Annotated in this window: 11 protein-coding genes; 7 read left to right on the forward strand and 4 right to left on the reverse strand. The window is 60.2% G+C overall.

Annotated features, from left to right (window positions below; translation table 11 throughout):
• Positions 1 to 40: 40 nt before the first annotated feature.
• The 3 genes from H6F57_RS12685 to H6F57_RS28380 all read right to left on the reverse strand — a co-directional run bounded on the left by H6F57_RS12685 (position 41) and on the right by H6F57_RS28380 (position 4,680).
• Positions 41 to 1,444: a DUF4335 domain-containing protein gene (locus H6F57_RS12685; RefSeq protein ID WP_190629081.1), complete on the reverse strand. Its 1,404-nt coding sequence runs from the start codon at positions 1,442 to 1,444 to the stop codon at positions 41 to 43.
• Positions 1,441 to 2,046, reverse strand: coding sequence for a DUF3038 domain-containing protein (locus tag H6F57_RS12690; protein ID WP_190629084.1), 606 nt, complete (start codon positions 2,044 to 2,046; stop codon positions 1,441 to 1,443). Before H6F57_RS12690 ends, H6F57_RS12685 begins: the two co-directional genes overlap by 4 nt.
• Positions 2,047 to 2,208: 162 nt before the next feature.
• Positions 2,209 to 4,680 carry an IMS domain-containing protein gene (locus H6F57_RS28380; RefSeq protein WP_190629086.1) on the reverse strand — a complete coding sequence of 824 codons (2,472 nt, stop codon included), beginning with the start codon at positions 4,678 to 4,680 and terminating at the stop codon, positions 2,209 to 2,211.
• Positions 4,681 to 5,328: 648 nt separating this feature from the next.
• Between H6F57_RS28380 and pdhA the strand changes: the two genes are divergently transcribed.
• The 7 genes from pdhA (at position 5,329) to H6F57_RS12730 (ending at position 13,974) form a co-directional block, all read left to right on the forward strand.
• Positions 5,329 to 6,357 carry a pyruvate dehydrogenase (acetyl-transferring) E1 component subunit alpha gene (gene pdhA / locus H6F57_RS12700; protein WP_190629089.1) on the forward strand — a complete coding sequence of 343 codons (1,029 nt, stop codon included), beginning with the start codon at positions 5,329 to 5,331 and terminating at the stop codon, positions 6,355 to 6,357.
• A 79-nt stretch (positions 6,358 to 6,436) separates the two neighbouring features.
• A complete protein-coding gene (locus H6F57_RS12705) occupies positions 6,437 to 7,420 on the forward strand; it encodes an alpha-ketoacid dehydrogenase subunit beta (RefSeq protein WP_073607835.1) in 984 nt (327 codons plus the stop codon).
• A 132-nt stretch (positions 7,421 to 7,552) separates the two neighbouring features.
• Complete coding sequence (gene secD, locus H6F57_RS12710; RefSeq protein ID WP_190629091.1) at positions 7,553 to 8,986, forward strand: protein translocase subunit SecD; 1,434 nt, start codon at positions 7,553 to 7,555, stop codon at positions 8,984 to 8,986.
• Positions 8,987 to 8,995: 9 nt separating this feature from the next.
• A complete protein-coding gene (secF, locus tag H6F57_RS12715; RefSeq protein ID WP_190629093.1) occupies positions 8,996 to 9,967 on the forward strand; it encodes a protein translocase subunit SecF in 972 nt (323 codons plus the stop codon).
• Between the two features lie 11 nt (positions 9,968 to 9,978).
• Entirely contained in the window at positions 9,979 to 10,350 is a 372-nt protein-coding gene (locus H6F57_RS12720) for a hypothetical protein (protein WP_190629094.1), read from the forward strand.
• Positions 10,351 to 10,554: 204 nt separating this feature from the next.
• Positions 10,555 to 11,736: a sulfate adenylyltransferase gene (gene sat / locus H6F57_RS12725; protein WP_190629096.1), complete on the forward strand. Its 1,182-nt coding sequence runs from the start codon at positions 10,555 to 10,557 to the stop codon at positions 11,734 to 11,736.
• Positions 11,737 to 11,754: 18 nt separating this feature from the next.
• The gene (locus tag H6F57_RS12730; RefSeq protein WP_190629099.1) at positions 11,755 to 13,974 is read left to right on the forward strand and encodes a caspase family protein; all 2,220 of its coding nucleotides are present in this window, start codon (positions 11,755 to 11,757) and stop codon (positions 13,972 to 13,974) included.
• 26 nt (positions 13,975 to 14,000) lie between these two features.
• Here the strand turns inward: H6F57_RS12730 and H6F57_RS12735 are convergent, their stop codons facing one another.
• Positions 14,001 to 14,555, reverse strand: coding sequence for a hypothetical protein (locus H6F57_RS12735; RefSeq protein ID WP_190629101.1), 555 nt, complete (start codon positions 14,553 to 14,555; stop codon positions 14,001 to 14,003).
• Between the last annotated feature and the right edge of the window lie 39 nt (positions 14,556 to 14,594).

The raw sequence follows: 14,594 nt of genomic DNA on the forward strand, positions 1-14,594 counted from the left end.
GGCCAGCATTATAAGGGCATCGGCAGCGCTAGGAGCGGAGCTATTGGGGCCAGCCATCCCAGGGGTTGACCTCTAGCACCCCCCTCTCGGTAAACACCACCTGAAAGTCAGCCTGATTAGCGGTGCTGTCGGCCGCAGTAACCAAATTGGGCAGGGGGGTCTCATTTGCCAACAGGCCAGCAGCAGCGTTCACAGGCTCATAGCCCACCACCTCGCCCGCCTCGGTCAAGCGCACCCGAAACCGCAGGTCTTCATTGGCCGACAGGGGCTCTAGCTCAGCCAAAATGCTGTCGTAAAGGTCGCTGTTGAGTTCGCGAATGCGATCGCCGTCGGTCACCTTATCCTCTAAAGTTGGCAGTTCAGCCGCATCGGCCTCAGACGTATCGGCCTCAGACGCATCAGCCTCCGTCGGGGTCTCTGTCGACTCTAACCGCACTTCCCCGTCAGGGGTAAAGGTTGCAACAAACTGGGCCACGCGCTCCCGCACCGGCTCTGCGCCTGCTACGGGCACAAAGGTGAGCTGGGGCAGCGGAGTATTATCGACCTCTTCGAGCGCCAGATCGTTCTCGTATTGGTATCCCAAAATATCGCCGTCTTCAGAAACGGCCATGCGATAGGCCAGGTCGCCGCTGGGTCGCGGCGCATCGGCCCAGGCCTCCTGCAACCGCTGGGTCACGTCAGACTGCAACAGGGCAATGGTGGCCGCGTCGGTAATCGCTGGGGCACCCTCCAGGCGGTCTAGGCCATCGCCATCAGAAGCGACCGCCGCGCCAGTTTCACCGTCGGCTCTGGGGGGATCTCCCGGCACCGCGCTGGCTGCCGCTGGGGCTGAGGCCTCAGATTCTGGGCGAGTGGGCTCAAATTCGGGCAGGGGCACAAAGAACAGGGCCAATCCGGCGGCAGCCAGGGCTGCTGCTCCCAGGGCTGCGGGGGCTGCCCGCTTCGTCATGGGTTCGGTGGGCCGCACCAGTCGCCGCGACACCGCCTGAAACTGGGCCTTCATGTCGGGCAGCGTTTGAGTATCAGCCAGTAGCTGGTCAACCGCTTCCATCAGGTCATAGAACTGCACTGTGGTGAGCTGGATATCTAGCGGCGGCAGTGCGTTGACATCGTTGATGGGCTCGCCTAGGGGGCGCTGCTGCACAATTAGATGGTGGTGGTAGGGGAGATCGCCTGGCTTGATCTCCACCATGGGTGGCGCTGCCCCCGTCGCCCTGGGGTAGGGCACGCCGCTGAGCAACTGCTGACCGTAGCGGCTTACAGCGGCCACTAAACTGTCTAAAAATTCGCGCCCCCCGGTCAGGGTGGTATCGGTGGCACCGGGCAGGTGGCACTCGGCATTCATCAGCACCGCCAAGGGCGACAGGGGGTCGTTGGCGTCAGCGCTGAGCCCCTCCAAAACCAGGTTGCAGTGGGGCAAGGTGTATTGCCGTTGAACGGTCATGATACTTCTCCGTCAAACAGGCTATTCCACAGACGCTGGGGGCCGAGCACCCCAGCACAAAGCAACAGTTCTTGCAAAAGCTCAAGGGCCAGCTCGTCAAGTTTTTCGTCGCTGCTGTAGGCAATCACCCCGGCCCGGCGCGGGTTCATGCGGGCGCGAAAATGGCTGCGAAAGCGGCTCAGGTAGTCGGCCAAGCGAAAATGGTGCTCGGGGGAGAGCTGTTTGTCGGCCAATTGCTGATAGCCCACCAGCAGCTGGCGCACCACCACCGTCAACCGCCGCGCCAGGGTGCAAATAATGATCACCAGGGCTTTGGCCTCTTCAATATCTAGAGGCCGCCGCTGACTGTACCGGCGCATGGGGTTAGTGCCCCGCAGCAACCACAGATGCACCCGGCCTTTGACCAAGCCCTCTAAGCCAAGGTCGCGGACGGTGCCCAACATGGCTTCGCCACCCCCGAGGTCGAGGGCCTCAATGGCGAGCAGCAGCAGGTCAATCTGAATGCGTGCCCGACGAGGGCATTCATCGCTGGGCAGCCCTGGGTTAACAAGGGTGTCGAGCACTAGGGGCGGCTGGGGAGCGGGCGGGCTATCTACTGGCATTCAGCTCTAGGGTTAATACGAACAGCATTCTATCAAAACACAGTCAGGCTCTGACCGTCCGGAGAAATTGCCGAACACAGCCTTTGAAAGGGGCGTTTATGGTAACTCATGCAGCGGTCAGGGCAATAACCGGCCTCTGACAGAAAGCCCAATCATTACCTACTAATTCACATCGGCTAACTTATTCATGCCCTTTATGTACCACTTACCATCCTGGCGCACCAGGTCGTACTGCATTCTCAGGGTGTCGTTATAGGCAGCGTTAGCGTTTTCGACGCCAAACTCAAACAGCTGCGCCTTTTCGGACACTACGGCGATCGCCTGCAAACTGTCAGCGGTTGGGTCATCGGGGGTGACCGATTCAATCTCCACCTTGTGCTCGTATTCCCAATACCAGCTTTCGGCGGCGGCGGCATCGGCTCGGCGAGTCCACTGGGTGAGCACCGGCTCAAGCAAAATATCGTCGAGGCGATCGCCCTGGTAGCTTTCGCCTAGCGCCCCCCGTTTAATCTCTAGCCACTCGTTGATCACCCGACCGGCCATATCGTTGACGCCAATCTCGGTGGGGGCAGGCGGCGCTTCTGGAATTTCAAAGGCGGGTTGGTCAACGCGAATAGCCAGGGGTCTGCCCGAAATTCTAGGGCCGCTGAAGGCGCTCGTAACCCAGCCCAAGGCCTGCATGGTGCCAAAGCCCAAAATGCCGATGCCCAGCACAACCGCCCCTCCAACCAGGGCTAACCGACCCCAGTGAGGGGCCGTCCCACGACTGCGCCGCCCAGGGGCAACGGCGGGCGGTAGAGCCTGCCCTGACGCTAAGGCGGTTGGTTCTGGCCTAGGTCGCCGTTCGGGCAGGGGCTTAGTCGGAGCCTCACCCCCCGGTGCGGTCATTTTGCCCTCGGGCGACAGCTGGGCGACCCGTTCGGCCACCGAGAGATCATCCTCGTCGTCGTAGTCGCTGCAAAGCTCGGGGTCAGGACTATTTTCCTCAGCCACTCTGAGTCGGGGTTCGGGCTGACTGGGGCGACCATTGCCATTGCGGGCAGTCGGTGTAGGATAAGCACCGTTGCCGTTGCTGGTGTGGGCTGGCTCAGGCGGACGGCGACTGCTGCCGTGGGCCGGCTCAGGCGGACGGCGACGAGCACCTTGAACCAATGGATTCGCGGGGTTGGGCATGGTCGGTGCCCCAATGGGCAACGACCCCTCAATCGTTGGAAACTGAGCCGTTGAAAATTGGCCGGTTCCCGAGGCGTTGGTTAAGGAGGTTTGCTCGAACACCCCCTGGGAAGCAGGTGACGGGCGCGGTTCCGATCGCAGCTCCGCACCCGAACCGGTAGGCATGGTTTCTAAATAGGCCTGCACCTGAACATCGGCGAAGTAGTCTTTGAGGGTGGCCTCCTGGTCTTTGAAGTCGCGAAAGTGCGGGAACAACTCGTCCTTAAGCCAGCGCTCGGCGTAGAGGCACAGCCCCGGCAGCAGGTCGGGTGACTGGCGCGAGTGCTCGCGAATGTAGGCCAGGGGCTCATATTCCTGACTCATCTCCAGGGCGCGGTTAGCCTCTTCAGTTTGGCCTAGCAGCAGGGCGCACACCGCCTGCTCTAGGTGGACGTCTTGCTGAGCCCCTAGGCGCAGCAACAGCTGTTTGGCGCGGCGCACCAGGGCAGGCTGGTGGCGGGCAAAGCCTCGGGCCAGCAGGGCATACACGGTCAGGTAGGTAGCCACGGGCGAGGGCCGACGGGCCTCGTGCTCAAACAGCTCCTGCTGCTCACTGGCGGTGAGGTAGTCGCGCAGCTGCTGAATAAAGCGCAAAAAGTCGTCGATCGCGAGACCTGAGAGGTCGTCCTCGCTGCCCTCAATGCCGCCCCGGTCTTCGAGCATGGTCTTGAGCAGTTTGAGCCCCTGGCGGCGCTCGCGGGTCTGATCGAGGGGGCGAGCCAGCAGCTCCAGCACCCGGTAGGGCCGCAGCTTGTACAGCTCGGTCTGAATTTCAGCTCGAATAGCGGGGAAGTGGTTGCCTCGGGCCAGCAGCTCGTGGCCAGTTTGCAGCGACTCGGCGGCAATTTCGTACTGACGCTGCTGCCACTGCTCGCGGCCCAGCTCTAAGCAGGCTAGCGCCAGGGTGAGCACCACGTCATCCTGGGCAGGCTCTGGGGTGGCCAAACCACCGCTGGCGTAGGGGTTGACCAGCTGGGGCTGACCTAGCTGAAGCACCTGCTCGTATTCGCCCATCTCTAGCAACAGCAGCAGCGCCCCGACCAGCTGATCGCTCTCGATCTCAATTCTGGAGCTTTGGGACTCGCTGCCGCTAGGCTCGGTGGCGAGCGACCTAAGCGCCGCCTCTCCCACATCGGCACTCACCTCTATGCCGGGAATGCGCCCCTCAGGCAGGGGCTCGGGAGACATGTCGACGGTGTAGGCGCTGGCCAGAAACTTGCTGTCGTAATGGCGGCGGCGATCGCGGTCAGACAATACCGTATAAGCTTCGTCGATGAGCTGCTTACGGGCCTCAATGGCGGCCGTGGAGAATTCGCGCCGGGGCAGCTGCAAGCCGCGATCGCGGTGGGCCTGTTTCAGCTGGTCGGCGGTCGCCTGGATGGGTAATCCCAAAATTCGGTAGTAGTCTAACGGAATTTGCACAGCTCACGTCCCCAACGGCGAATTCACTCGAAATAGTATCCGAAAAGATTTATTGCGGACTGCCTAAACCGCCGAACTTTCAACACGTCCCGCCCCCTGCATCCCTGGCCTGAGGCCTAATTGCAGCCATCCCTTTCCCTAGACTGTGCCACTGTGTGGCCCAACGGAAGCCTGGGAAATAGCTACACCCTATCGCGTTTGCCTCAAAATCAGGACAAAAGTGAAGTTTATAACACATGTTCGTCGCCGCTGCCAGGGCTATCGCAACCCTTGACCAATCCAGCCGACAACATCCAGCAGCTTTATCAATATTAAGTCAGTCTAAATCAGCTAGGTGCTTCGGTGAGTTTGCGGTATCAGCGTCCAAGCTCATTGGGTAAAGACTGCTTGCTGGGGTGCATCATCCATATAGCAAAGTTGAATAAAGATCCGATCCCCATCGCCAGGCACCTAAAGAGGCCGAGAAAATTGATCAGTATGGTTACCTCAGACGGGGGTTAATCTTGGCTCCATGATCAAGTCGAACACATTGCCTAGCGGCTTGGTCAGTATGATGAAGGGCATATCCCAGCCGGCTCTCTGCCCAAGGGGGGATACTTTTCGGTATAGTCAAATGTTGGACATCGCGGCGTAGGACCCAGCAAACCCATGGTTCAAGAACGGACGTTACCCCAATTCCACGCTCCAGCAGCCCAGATTGCCCCCGAAGAAGGGCTGAGGCTCTACGAAGACATGATTCTGGGGCGCTTCTTTGAGGACAAGTGCGCCGAGATGTATTACCGGGGCAAGATGTTCGGTTTCGTACACCTCTATAACGGCCAGGAAGCGGTCTCTAGCGGGGTGATCAAATCGCTGCGGTCTGACGACTACGTCTGCAGCACCTACCGCGATCACGTCCACGCCCTCAGCGCCGGGGTGCCTGCCAAGAACGTCATGGCCGAGCTGTTTGGCAAAGAAACGGGCTGTAGCAAGGGGCGGGGCGGCTCGATGCACCTGTTTTCGAGCGAGCACAATATGCTGGGGGGCTTTGCCTTTATTGGGGAAGGCATTCCCGTGGCTTTGGGGGCGGCATTTCAGTCGCGCTACCGCCGCGATGCTCTAGGTGATCCCAACGCCGACCAAGTGACTGCCTGCTTCTTTGGCGATGGCACCACCAACAACGGCCAGTTCTTTGAGTGCCTGAATATGGCTGCCCTTTGGAAGCTGCCGATTTTATTTGTGGTGGAAAACAACAAGTGGGCGATCGGCATGGCCCACGAGCGCGCCACCTCCCAGCCCGAGATTTATAAAAAAGCCGCAGTATTTGGCATGCCCGGCGTCGAAGTCGATGGCATGGACGTGATGGCCGTGCGCGAGGTTGCCCAGCAGGCTGTCGCCCGTGCCCGCGCTGGCGAAGGCCCCACCCTGATTGAAGCCCTCACCTATCGCTTTAGGGGCCACTCGCTGGCTGACCCTGACGAGCTGCGATCGAAGGCCGAAAAAGAAGCCTGGCTGGCCCGCGATCCGATCAAGCGATTTGAGGGCTACCTGCTAGAGCAAAATTTGGCTGACGAGGGGACGCTGAAAGAAGTGCGCGATCGCATCCAGACCCGCATCGACGATGCCCTCACCTTTGCCGAAGAGAGCCCTGAGCCCAGCCCCGACGACCTCTATAAATATATTTTCGCCGACGAGTAGTCCTCAGGACAGCGGCATCCTCTCAGCAGATGCTTCATCTGCCTACCCATTCACTCTCTACCCTATTTAGACCAAAGCAATGGCAGAAACCCTCCTATTTAACGCCCTGCGCGAGGCCATCGATGAAGAGATGGGCCGCGACGACACCGTCTTTGTCCTAGGCGAAGATGTCGGTGTCTATGGCGGTTCCTATAAGGTCACCAAAGACCTTTACAACAAATATGGCGAGCTGCGCGTGCTCGACACCCCGATCGCCGAAAACAGCTTCACCGGCATGGCTGTCGGTGCTGCCATGACCGGCCTGCGCCCGATTATCGAGGGCATGAATATGGGCTTCTTGCTGTTGGCCTTCAACCAAATCGCCAACAACGCTGGCATGCTGCGCTACACCTCGGGCGGCAACTACAAAATTCCCATGGTGATTCGCGGGCCTGGCGGCGTAGGGCGGCAGCTGGGGGCCGAGCACTCCCAGCGGCTCGAGGCCTATTTTCAGGCAGTGCCGGGGCTGAAGATCGTGGCCTGCTCGACCCCCTACAACGCCAAGGGGCTGCTCAAGGCCGCTATCCGCGACGACAACCCAGTGCTGTTCTTTGAGCACGTGCTGCTCTACAACCTCAAAGAAGACCTGCCCAACCACGAGTACGTAGTGCCCCTAGACAAGGCCGAAATTGTGCGCCCCGGCAAGGATGTCACTATTCTTACCTACTCCCGTATGCGCCACCACGTCACCCAGGCGGTCAAAGGTCTAGAGAAAAAGGGCATTGACCCTGAGGTGATCGACCTGATTTCCCTCAAGCCGCTAGATTTCGACACCATCGGAGCCTCCATTAAGAAGACCCACCGGGTCATTATTGTGGAAGAGTGCATGAAAACCGGCGGTATCGGTGCCGAAATCATTGCCTCTATTAACGATCGCTACTTTGACGAACTTGACGCCCCGGTGGTGCGCCTGTCGTCCCAAGACATCCCTACCCCTTACAACGGTAAGCTAGAGACACTGACTATTGTGCAGCCCAAACAAATCGAGGCTGCCGTCGAAAACATGGTCGCCCTCAAGGTCTAGGGACCGCTGTAGCGTGGACACCACCCACCACCGCCTAATTCCTAGGAACAGCCTTCCCAACTGACGCCGCGATCCCAGGGCATAGCCCATTCCAAGGGATCACTATCCGCACCCACACCGCAGCAAATCGCAATGGCAAAATATCGAGCTTGGCTAGGGGTTATTTTGGTGCTTACCATCGCTTCTATAGTGGTGATAACCCAGATACCCACCCGTCTAGGGTTAGACCTGCGGGGGGGCTCTCAGCTCACCATCCAGGTGCAGCCCACCGCAGCTATCCCCACCATTACTGAGCGGGAGCTAGAGGCGGTGCAAACCGTGGTCGAAGGCCGAGTCAACGGCCTGGGCGTTTCGGAGGCGGTAGTGCAGCAGCTAGGCAACAACCAGCTGCTGGTGCAGCTGCCTGGCGTCAGCGACCCACAACAGGCCGAGCGGGTGTTGGGGGGCACGGCTCAGCTCGAATTTCGCGCCCAGCGGCCCGGCACCGACCAGCAGCTTCAGATTGAAAATCAGGTGCTGCAAGGTCATCTAGGCGAACTGGCGGCGCTCCAGGCCTCCCTGCCGTCAAATGGGGAGATTAACAGCGATACCCAGGCTCGCATCGACAAGCTCCAGGCCGATATTACGGGCAGCGAAAAGGCCGTGGCGGCTCTGTTTGAACCCAGTACTTTGGGCGGGGATAAGCTAACCGATGCGATCGCCCGGCCCACGAGCGGCACCCTTTGGGAGGTGGTGATTCAGTTCAACAGCGAGGGCGGCAACGAATTTGCTGAGATTAGTAAGGCGATCGCCGGTACCGGTCGCACCATCGGCATCTTCCTCGACAACCGCCTGCTGAGCGCGCCAACGGTGAACGTGCAGTACGCCGAGACCGGCATTACCGGGGGCAGCGCTGTTATCTCTGGCAACTTTACCGCCGAGTCAGCCCGCGACCTGGAAATTCAGCTGCGCGGTGGTGCCCTGCCTCTACCCGTAGAGGTGGTCGAGAATCGCACCGTGGGGCCTACCCTGGGCCGCGACAGCATTCAGCGCAGCCTCTACGCTGGCATCGCTGGGCTCGGCCTGGTGCTGGTATTTATGGCTATCTACTACCGTTTGCCCGGCATCTTGGCCGATATCGCTCTGGTCATCTACGCCCTGCTCACCTGGGCGGCCTTCAACCTGCTGGGGGTGACCCTCACCTTGCCTGGGATTGCTGGGTTTATTCTCAGCATCGGCATGGCCGTAGATGCCAACGTGCTGATTTTTGAGCGCACCCGTGAAGAGCTGCAAGCGGGCAAAACCCTCTACCGCTCTGTTGAATCGGGCTTCTACCGCGCTTTTTCAAGCATTTTAGACGGCAACGTCACTACCCTAATCTCCTGTCTGGCGCTGTTTTACTTTGGAGCCGGGCTCGTCAAAGGGTTTGCCCTGACCTTGGCTATCGGCGTCATTATCAGCATGTTTACTGCCCTGACCTGCACCCGTACTCTGATGTTCTTAGCCATTAGCCTGCCGCAGTTTCGGCGGCCTAGGCTGTTTTGCCCCGGGTTAAACCCCGTTCGCCCTGACCCCGTTCGTCCCTAGGAGTGCCCCATGAAGCTCAACATTATTCAGCAGCGCGGTCTCTGGTGGGGAATCTCGACGGTACTGGTGCTGGTCAGTCTGGTGGCTATGGCGATCTCGTGGCAGCAGCTGGGTGCGCCCCTGAGGCCGGGTCTGGATTTTGCTGGTGGCACCAGGCTCCAGCTGACCCGGGCCTGCGTGGCTACCGACAGCTGTACCGAAGCGCTAGATCTGGCTGAGGTTAGGCAGGTGCTGGGGGATCAGGGTCTCGACTCTAGCAGCCTTCAGCTTTTGGGGGAGGACCAGCAGGTGCTCTCGATTCGCACCCGCACCCTGAATGTAGAGGAGCGGGCCCCTCTGCAAAGCGCGCTCGACGAGGCCATTGGCCCCTTTGACAGCGGCTCTACCCAGATTGATACCGTCGGGCCGGTAGTGGGAAAACAGCTATTGGTGTCGGGCCTGCTGGCTCTGCTGGTTTCCTTCGCGGGGATTGTGGCTTACATGAGCCTGCGCTTTAAGCTTGACTATGCGCTGCTGGCGATTTTGGCCCTGGCCCACGATGTGACTATTACCGCTGGTGTGTTTGCCATCTTGGGGCTGGTGCTAGGCGTCGAGGTCGATAGCTTGTTCATCGTCTCGCTGCTCACCATCGTGGGCTTCTCGGTTAATGACACGGTGGTGATTTACGATCGCGTGCGCGAGAACATGAAGCTCAGCCCTGGCAGCCACATCAACGACATTGTTGACAGCGCTGTTAACCAAACCCTGGCCCGTTCGCTCAATACCTCGCTGACGACAACGCTGCCGCTGGTGGCGATCGTCATCTTTGGTGGCCCAACCCTGAAATATTTTGCTCTGGCGCTGATTGTGGGCTTTGTAGCCGGGGCCTACTCCAGCATTTTTGTGGCCAGTTCGCTGCTCGCTCTGTGGCGAGAACGCACGGGTCAAGCCTACAGCGATGACCCTGACTTAGTAGAAGCTCAGCCTGAAACCCAGAGCTGACCGATTTAACCATGGGCACCCCTAGTTATCCTGCGCCCCTAGAGCGTCTGCGGACCATTATGCTACGCCGCTGGTGGGCGATTAGCGGCCTGCTGTGGCTGACGGCAGCCCCCCTCAGTCTGTGGAGCCTGCGGCCTGAAATTGCGCAACTGCGCCAGTACTTTACCTGGTCAACAGTACGGCTGGGTTTGGCCTATAACCGTCCTGCTGCTGTAGGGCTAGGGTTGTGCGTAGGCCTTACCGTTGCCCTACTGGTGGCCGAGAGCCGCTATATTTTGTGGGGCATAACTAAGGACGAGCAGCAGCGGCTCGAAAAACTATGCGATCGCATCGCCGCCCAGGGCCCATCCCATCCGCTTTGGAAACAGATCCATCGCGACTAGAACTGTCGGTTTGATCAAGGACTAAAGGCGGCCAGCCTAGAGACGGCTCAGCGCTCGCGTGACATTAGTACCAAGATGTAATTTCATAGAACAAGACGGTTAACCCCGTTTCCCCAGCGGGAAACCGGAGTTGCTTTGGTCAGCCAGGCTATGGCTTAGCCTCAAATTTTTCGTGTTTCATCAGCAGAAGGCAGCGGTATCTCCATGACTCTACACAAAGACGGTATTGCCCCCCACGGAGGCACTCTGGTCGATCGCCTGGCGACACCCGACCAAAAAGCCCAGTTCTTAGCCAAGGCCGACACCCTGCCTCGGGTCGGCCTTGACGAGCGGGCCTTCTCTGATCTGGTCATGATTGCCATCGGCGGCTTTAGCCCCCTCAACGGCTTTATGAAGCAGGCCGATTACGACACCGTGGTCACCGACATGCGCCTGTCTAACCGCCTGCCCTGGGCAATTCCGGTTACCCTGTCAGTGGATGAAGCCACCGCCGCTCCACTCCAAGAGGGCAGCCTGGTGCGATTGGATGACCCCAGCGGTCGGTTTGTCGGCGTGCTGGAACTGGAAGAAAAATATACCTATGACAAAGCCCGCGAGGTCGTCAACGTCTACCGCACCGACGATGAAAAACACCCCGGCGTCAAGGTGGTCTACGACCAGGGAGCGGTGAACCTGGCTGGCCCGGTGTGGCTGCTCCAGCGCGATCCCCATCCCCTCTTCCCCGCCTACCAGATTGACCCGGCGGCCTCACGGACGCTGTTTCGCGATCGCAACTGGAAGACCGTCGTCGGCTTTCAAACTCGCAACCCCATCCACCGGGCCCACGAATATATTCAAAAATGCGCTCTAGAGACCGTTGATGGGCTGTTTCTGCACCCGCTGGTGGGGGCCACCAAATCCGACGATATCCCCGCCGATGTGCGCATGCGCTGCTACGAGATTATGGTGGAGCACTACTTCCCCCAAGACCGCGTGATTCTTGCGATCAATCCCTCCGCAATGCGCTACGCTGGCCCTAGGGAAGCGATTTTCCACGCGCTGATCCGCAAGAACTATGGCTGCACTCACTTCATTGTGGGTCGCGACCACGCTGGGGTGGGCGACTACTATGGCACCTACGACGCTCAGTACATCTTCGACGAGTTTGGGCCGACGGAGCTGGGCATCGTGCCAATGAAGTTTGAGCACGCCTTCTACTGCACCCGCACCGGGGGCATGGCCACCTCTAAAACCAGCCCCAGCACTAAGGACGAGCGGATTCACCTGTCGGGTACTAAGGTACGGGAGATGCTGCGCCGCGGCGAGCTTCCCCCCCCTGAGTTTTCTCGGCCCGAGGTGGCGGCGGAGCTGGCTAAGGCCATGCGGGTTCCCGAAGCCATCAGCTAGTAGGATGCAATCAACTCGGTGACACTCAAACGACGGGCGTTTTTGCAGCAGGCAAGCTTGGCCCTAGGAGCGCTGGGGGTAGGCGGGTCGGCTTGGCTGGCAACCTACAGTCGCTACCAGGCGGCGCTGGCCAAGCCCGCCCAGCGGCGGTTGGCTCTGTTGATTGGCATTAATGCTTACCCCGATCGCGCCCTCGACCCGGGTGTTGCTCAAGATATCGCTCTGAAAGGCTGCGTGACCGATGTGGAACTACAGCGACAGCTGTTGGTGCATCGCTTCGGCTTTCAGCCCGCCGATGTCGTTACTCTGACCAACCAAGAGGCCACCCGCGCCAACATTCTGACGGCCATTGACGAGCATCTGGTGCAGCAGGCCCAAGCCAACGATGTGGTGCTGCTGCACTTCAGTGGCTACGGCAGTCAGGTGCGCCTGGCTAAGGCCGAAGCCTCGGAATCTCTACAGGCCGCTTGGGTAACAGTAGATAGCCGCCTACCCAGCGAAGCCAATCCTGCCCTGGGCGATCTGCTTGAGGCCGAAATTATTGCTCAGCTCAAACCTTTGGCCACTGCCAACCTGACCACCGTCATCGATGCCGGCAGTCAGGATGCGGGCTACCTGCGCTGGGGAAATTCTCGAGTTAGATCTCGGCCTACGGTGCCCACGGGTTTGGTGTCGTCGCCCACGGGGATATCCCCCCCGTTAGATGCTCCTTGGCCAGGGCTAGTGCTGCGGGCGGCTGACATGGGTCGGCTGGTGTTAGAGAGCCATTGGGACGGGTTTAGCGCCGGGGTTTTCACCTATGCCCTCACCCAAAGCCTGTGGGAAACAGAAACAGAACCTGACTCCACGGCTAAGTTGATACAGCGCGCTGGTTCGCGACTACAGCGATGGGTGGGGGCCGACCAGCAGCCCAGTCTGAGCGATCGCCTGCCACCTCACACCAGCCCTGCGACCTACGGCCTACCACCTCAGCTGCCGCCAGCGGCAGGAGTGATTTTGCAGGTCAGCGATGAGCGCCCTTTAACCGTGTGGCTGGGTGGTGTGCCGCCCTATGTGCTGCGTTACCTTCAGCCCGGCTCCCGCTTAGTTGCCGGAGCTGGTGAACCGGCCGTGCTTTTGCGGCTGGAGTCGCGTACAGGCCTAAAAGCCGTGGTTCGACCTTTGGAGAGTGAGGTCGAACCGTCCGCGATCGCCCATCAGCCCCTGTTCGAGCAGGTGCGGCGGTTGCCCCAAACCATCGATCTAATTGTTGCCCTCGATAGCCAGCTCAAGCGGGTGGAGCGAGTTGACGCTACTAGCGCCCTGTCGGGTATTTCCCTGGTGACCTCGGTGACCGCTGGAGAAAAAGCCGCCGACTGTCTGTTTGGTCGCCTGCCCATTGGCCCGGTTCCCACTCTGACCGCTGCCCTGTCCAGTGCGGGTGAGGCCCAAACCAAGCTAGGTAGCAGTCGCCCTGCCGAGAGCAGCTACGGGCTATTTGCCCCTAACCGCACCCTGCTGCCCGGCACCATGTTGGCCAAAGAAGAGGCGGTGAAAACAACAGTCAACCGGCTCGCCCCCTATCTGCAAACCCTACTGGCCCTCAAGCTGGTGCGACTGACCGAAAACCACACTGCTTCTCAGGTGGGGATAGCGGCGCTGCTTGAGGCGGTGCAGCCCAAGCCCATGCCGCTGCTGGTGCAGCTTACTGAGCGCAGCCCCGCCGTCACCTGGCCAGTCGCGATTCGCCAGGCTCAGAAGGCAGCAACCGATGACCCAATTACGCTACCCCGCGATGGCCGCATTGCCTACCGCCTGGCCAACACTTCGACCCAGCCCCTGCACCTGCTGTGGATTAGTTTTGACAGCCGGGGTGAATGCAATGCCCTGATGACTCTGCCCGACCCGATCGCCGCTGACGGAGCCGAAGTGCCCCCTGCTGCCACGCCCCTAGCACCGGGGCAGCTTGTGTCTATCCCCGCCGATGGGGCTGGTTGGGCCATGCCGGGGGCAGCCACTTGGGTAGAAGCTTATGTCATTCTCAGCACCCAGCCCCTCGATCAGTGCCTGGCTGTGCTGGGCGACGATCCGCCATCGCTGGCCACGGGTTTTCGCCCAGTACCCCAGCCTTTGCAGCTGGCCCAAGCACTGCTGCAAGACCTCAGCGCCAGCTCTGACGAGGAGAAGCCTGCCCCCGACTATTACGCCCTGCACCACGATCGCTGGGCCACCCTGAGTTTTCGCTACGCCATTGCCTGAGCCATGATGTTTGAGCGACAGGCAGGCTAGGCAATCAGCAGCCCGATCGCACCCCCTATCCCCATCCCGAGCAGACAAGTCAGCAGCAAAATTAGACTGGTTTTGCTGCCCTTGTTGCGCCGCAGCAGGCGATCGCCCAGGGCTGCTGTCGTCAGGCTGCACAGCACCGCCAGCAGTACTGCCAGCAGGCTGTAGAGGGCGATTTCTAGGAACGCTTTGCCGATGGTCAGCTCATCGAGGTTGTTGGTGCCCAGGTGGTTGAGGGCGATCGAAAGCGCCACCGCCAGGGCCGTGCCCCCCACAATGCTGCCCAGCACCAGCAGGTTGGCCGTCAGCCACCGAAACCGCTTCAGCGCCTCGGGACCCGCCAGGGTCACCCCCTGCACGACGGTGCCACCGGCGGCCACTGGCCACACCCAGGGACTGGCCAGGGCGGTCAAAAGCATCCCGGCGATAGCATAGAGCAGGCCGCACAGCAGCCACAGCCCAAAAAAAGGACGGCGGGTAGAGGGTCGCCTCGCCGCGCGCTGACGCGGTTGACGGTTGAAGCCGGAGCGACGGCGCTGGGTCGGTTGGTTCATAGCAGACAGACCATAGACCGGTAAAATCCTAGGCTCTAG

Source organism: Leptolyngbya sp. FACHB-60 (assembly GCF_014695775.1).
In the GTDB taxonomy this organism is placed as follows: domain Bacteria; phylum Cyanobacteriota; class Cyanobacteriia; order Phormidesmidales; family Phormidesmidaceae; genus Nodosilinea.

What these genes read in the sequence shown, in the direction of transcription:
- H6F57_RS12685 (WP_190629081.1), bottom strand. Translation starts at nt 1,444, where the DNA reads ATGACCGTTCAACGGCAATACACCTTGCCCCACTGCAACCTGGTTTTG.
- secD (WP_190629091.1), top strand. Translation starts at nt 7,553, where the DNA reads ATGGCAAAATATCGAGCTTGGCTAGGGGTTATTTTGGTGCTTACCATC.
- pdhA (WP_190629089.1), top strand. Translation starts at nt 5,329, where the DNA reads ATGGTTCAAGAACGGACGTTACCCCAATTCCACGCTCCAGCAGCCCAG.
- sat (WP_190629096.1), top strand. Translation starts at nt 10,555, where the DNA reads ATGACTCTACACAAAGACGGTATTGCCCCCCACGGAGGCACTCTGGTC.
- H6F57_RS12735 (WP_190629101.1), bottom strand. Translation starts at nt 14,555, where the DNA reads ATGAACCAACCGACCCAGCGCCGTCGCTCCGGCTTCAACCGTCAACCG.
- H6F57_RS12720 (WP_190629094.1), top strand. Translation starts at nt 9,979, where the DNA reads ATGGGCACCCCTAGTTATCCTGCGCCCCTAGAGCGTCTGCGGACCATT.
- H6F57_RS12690 (WP_190629084.1), bottom strand. Translation starts at nt 2,046, where the DNA reads ATGCCAGTAGATAGCCCGCCCGCTCCCCAGCCGCCCCTAGTGCTCGAC.
- H6F57_RS12705 (WP_073607835.1), top strand. Translation starts at nt 6,437, where the DNA reads ATGGCAGAAACCCTCCTATTTAACGCCCTGCGCGAGGCCATCGATGAA.
- secF (WP_190629093.1), top strand. Translation starts at nt 8,996, where the DNA reads ATGAAGCTCAACATTATTCAGCAGCGCGGTCTCTGGTGGGGAATCTCG.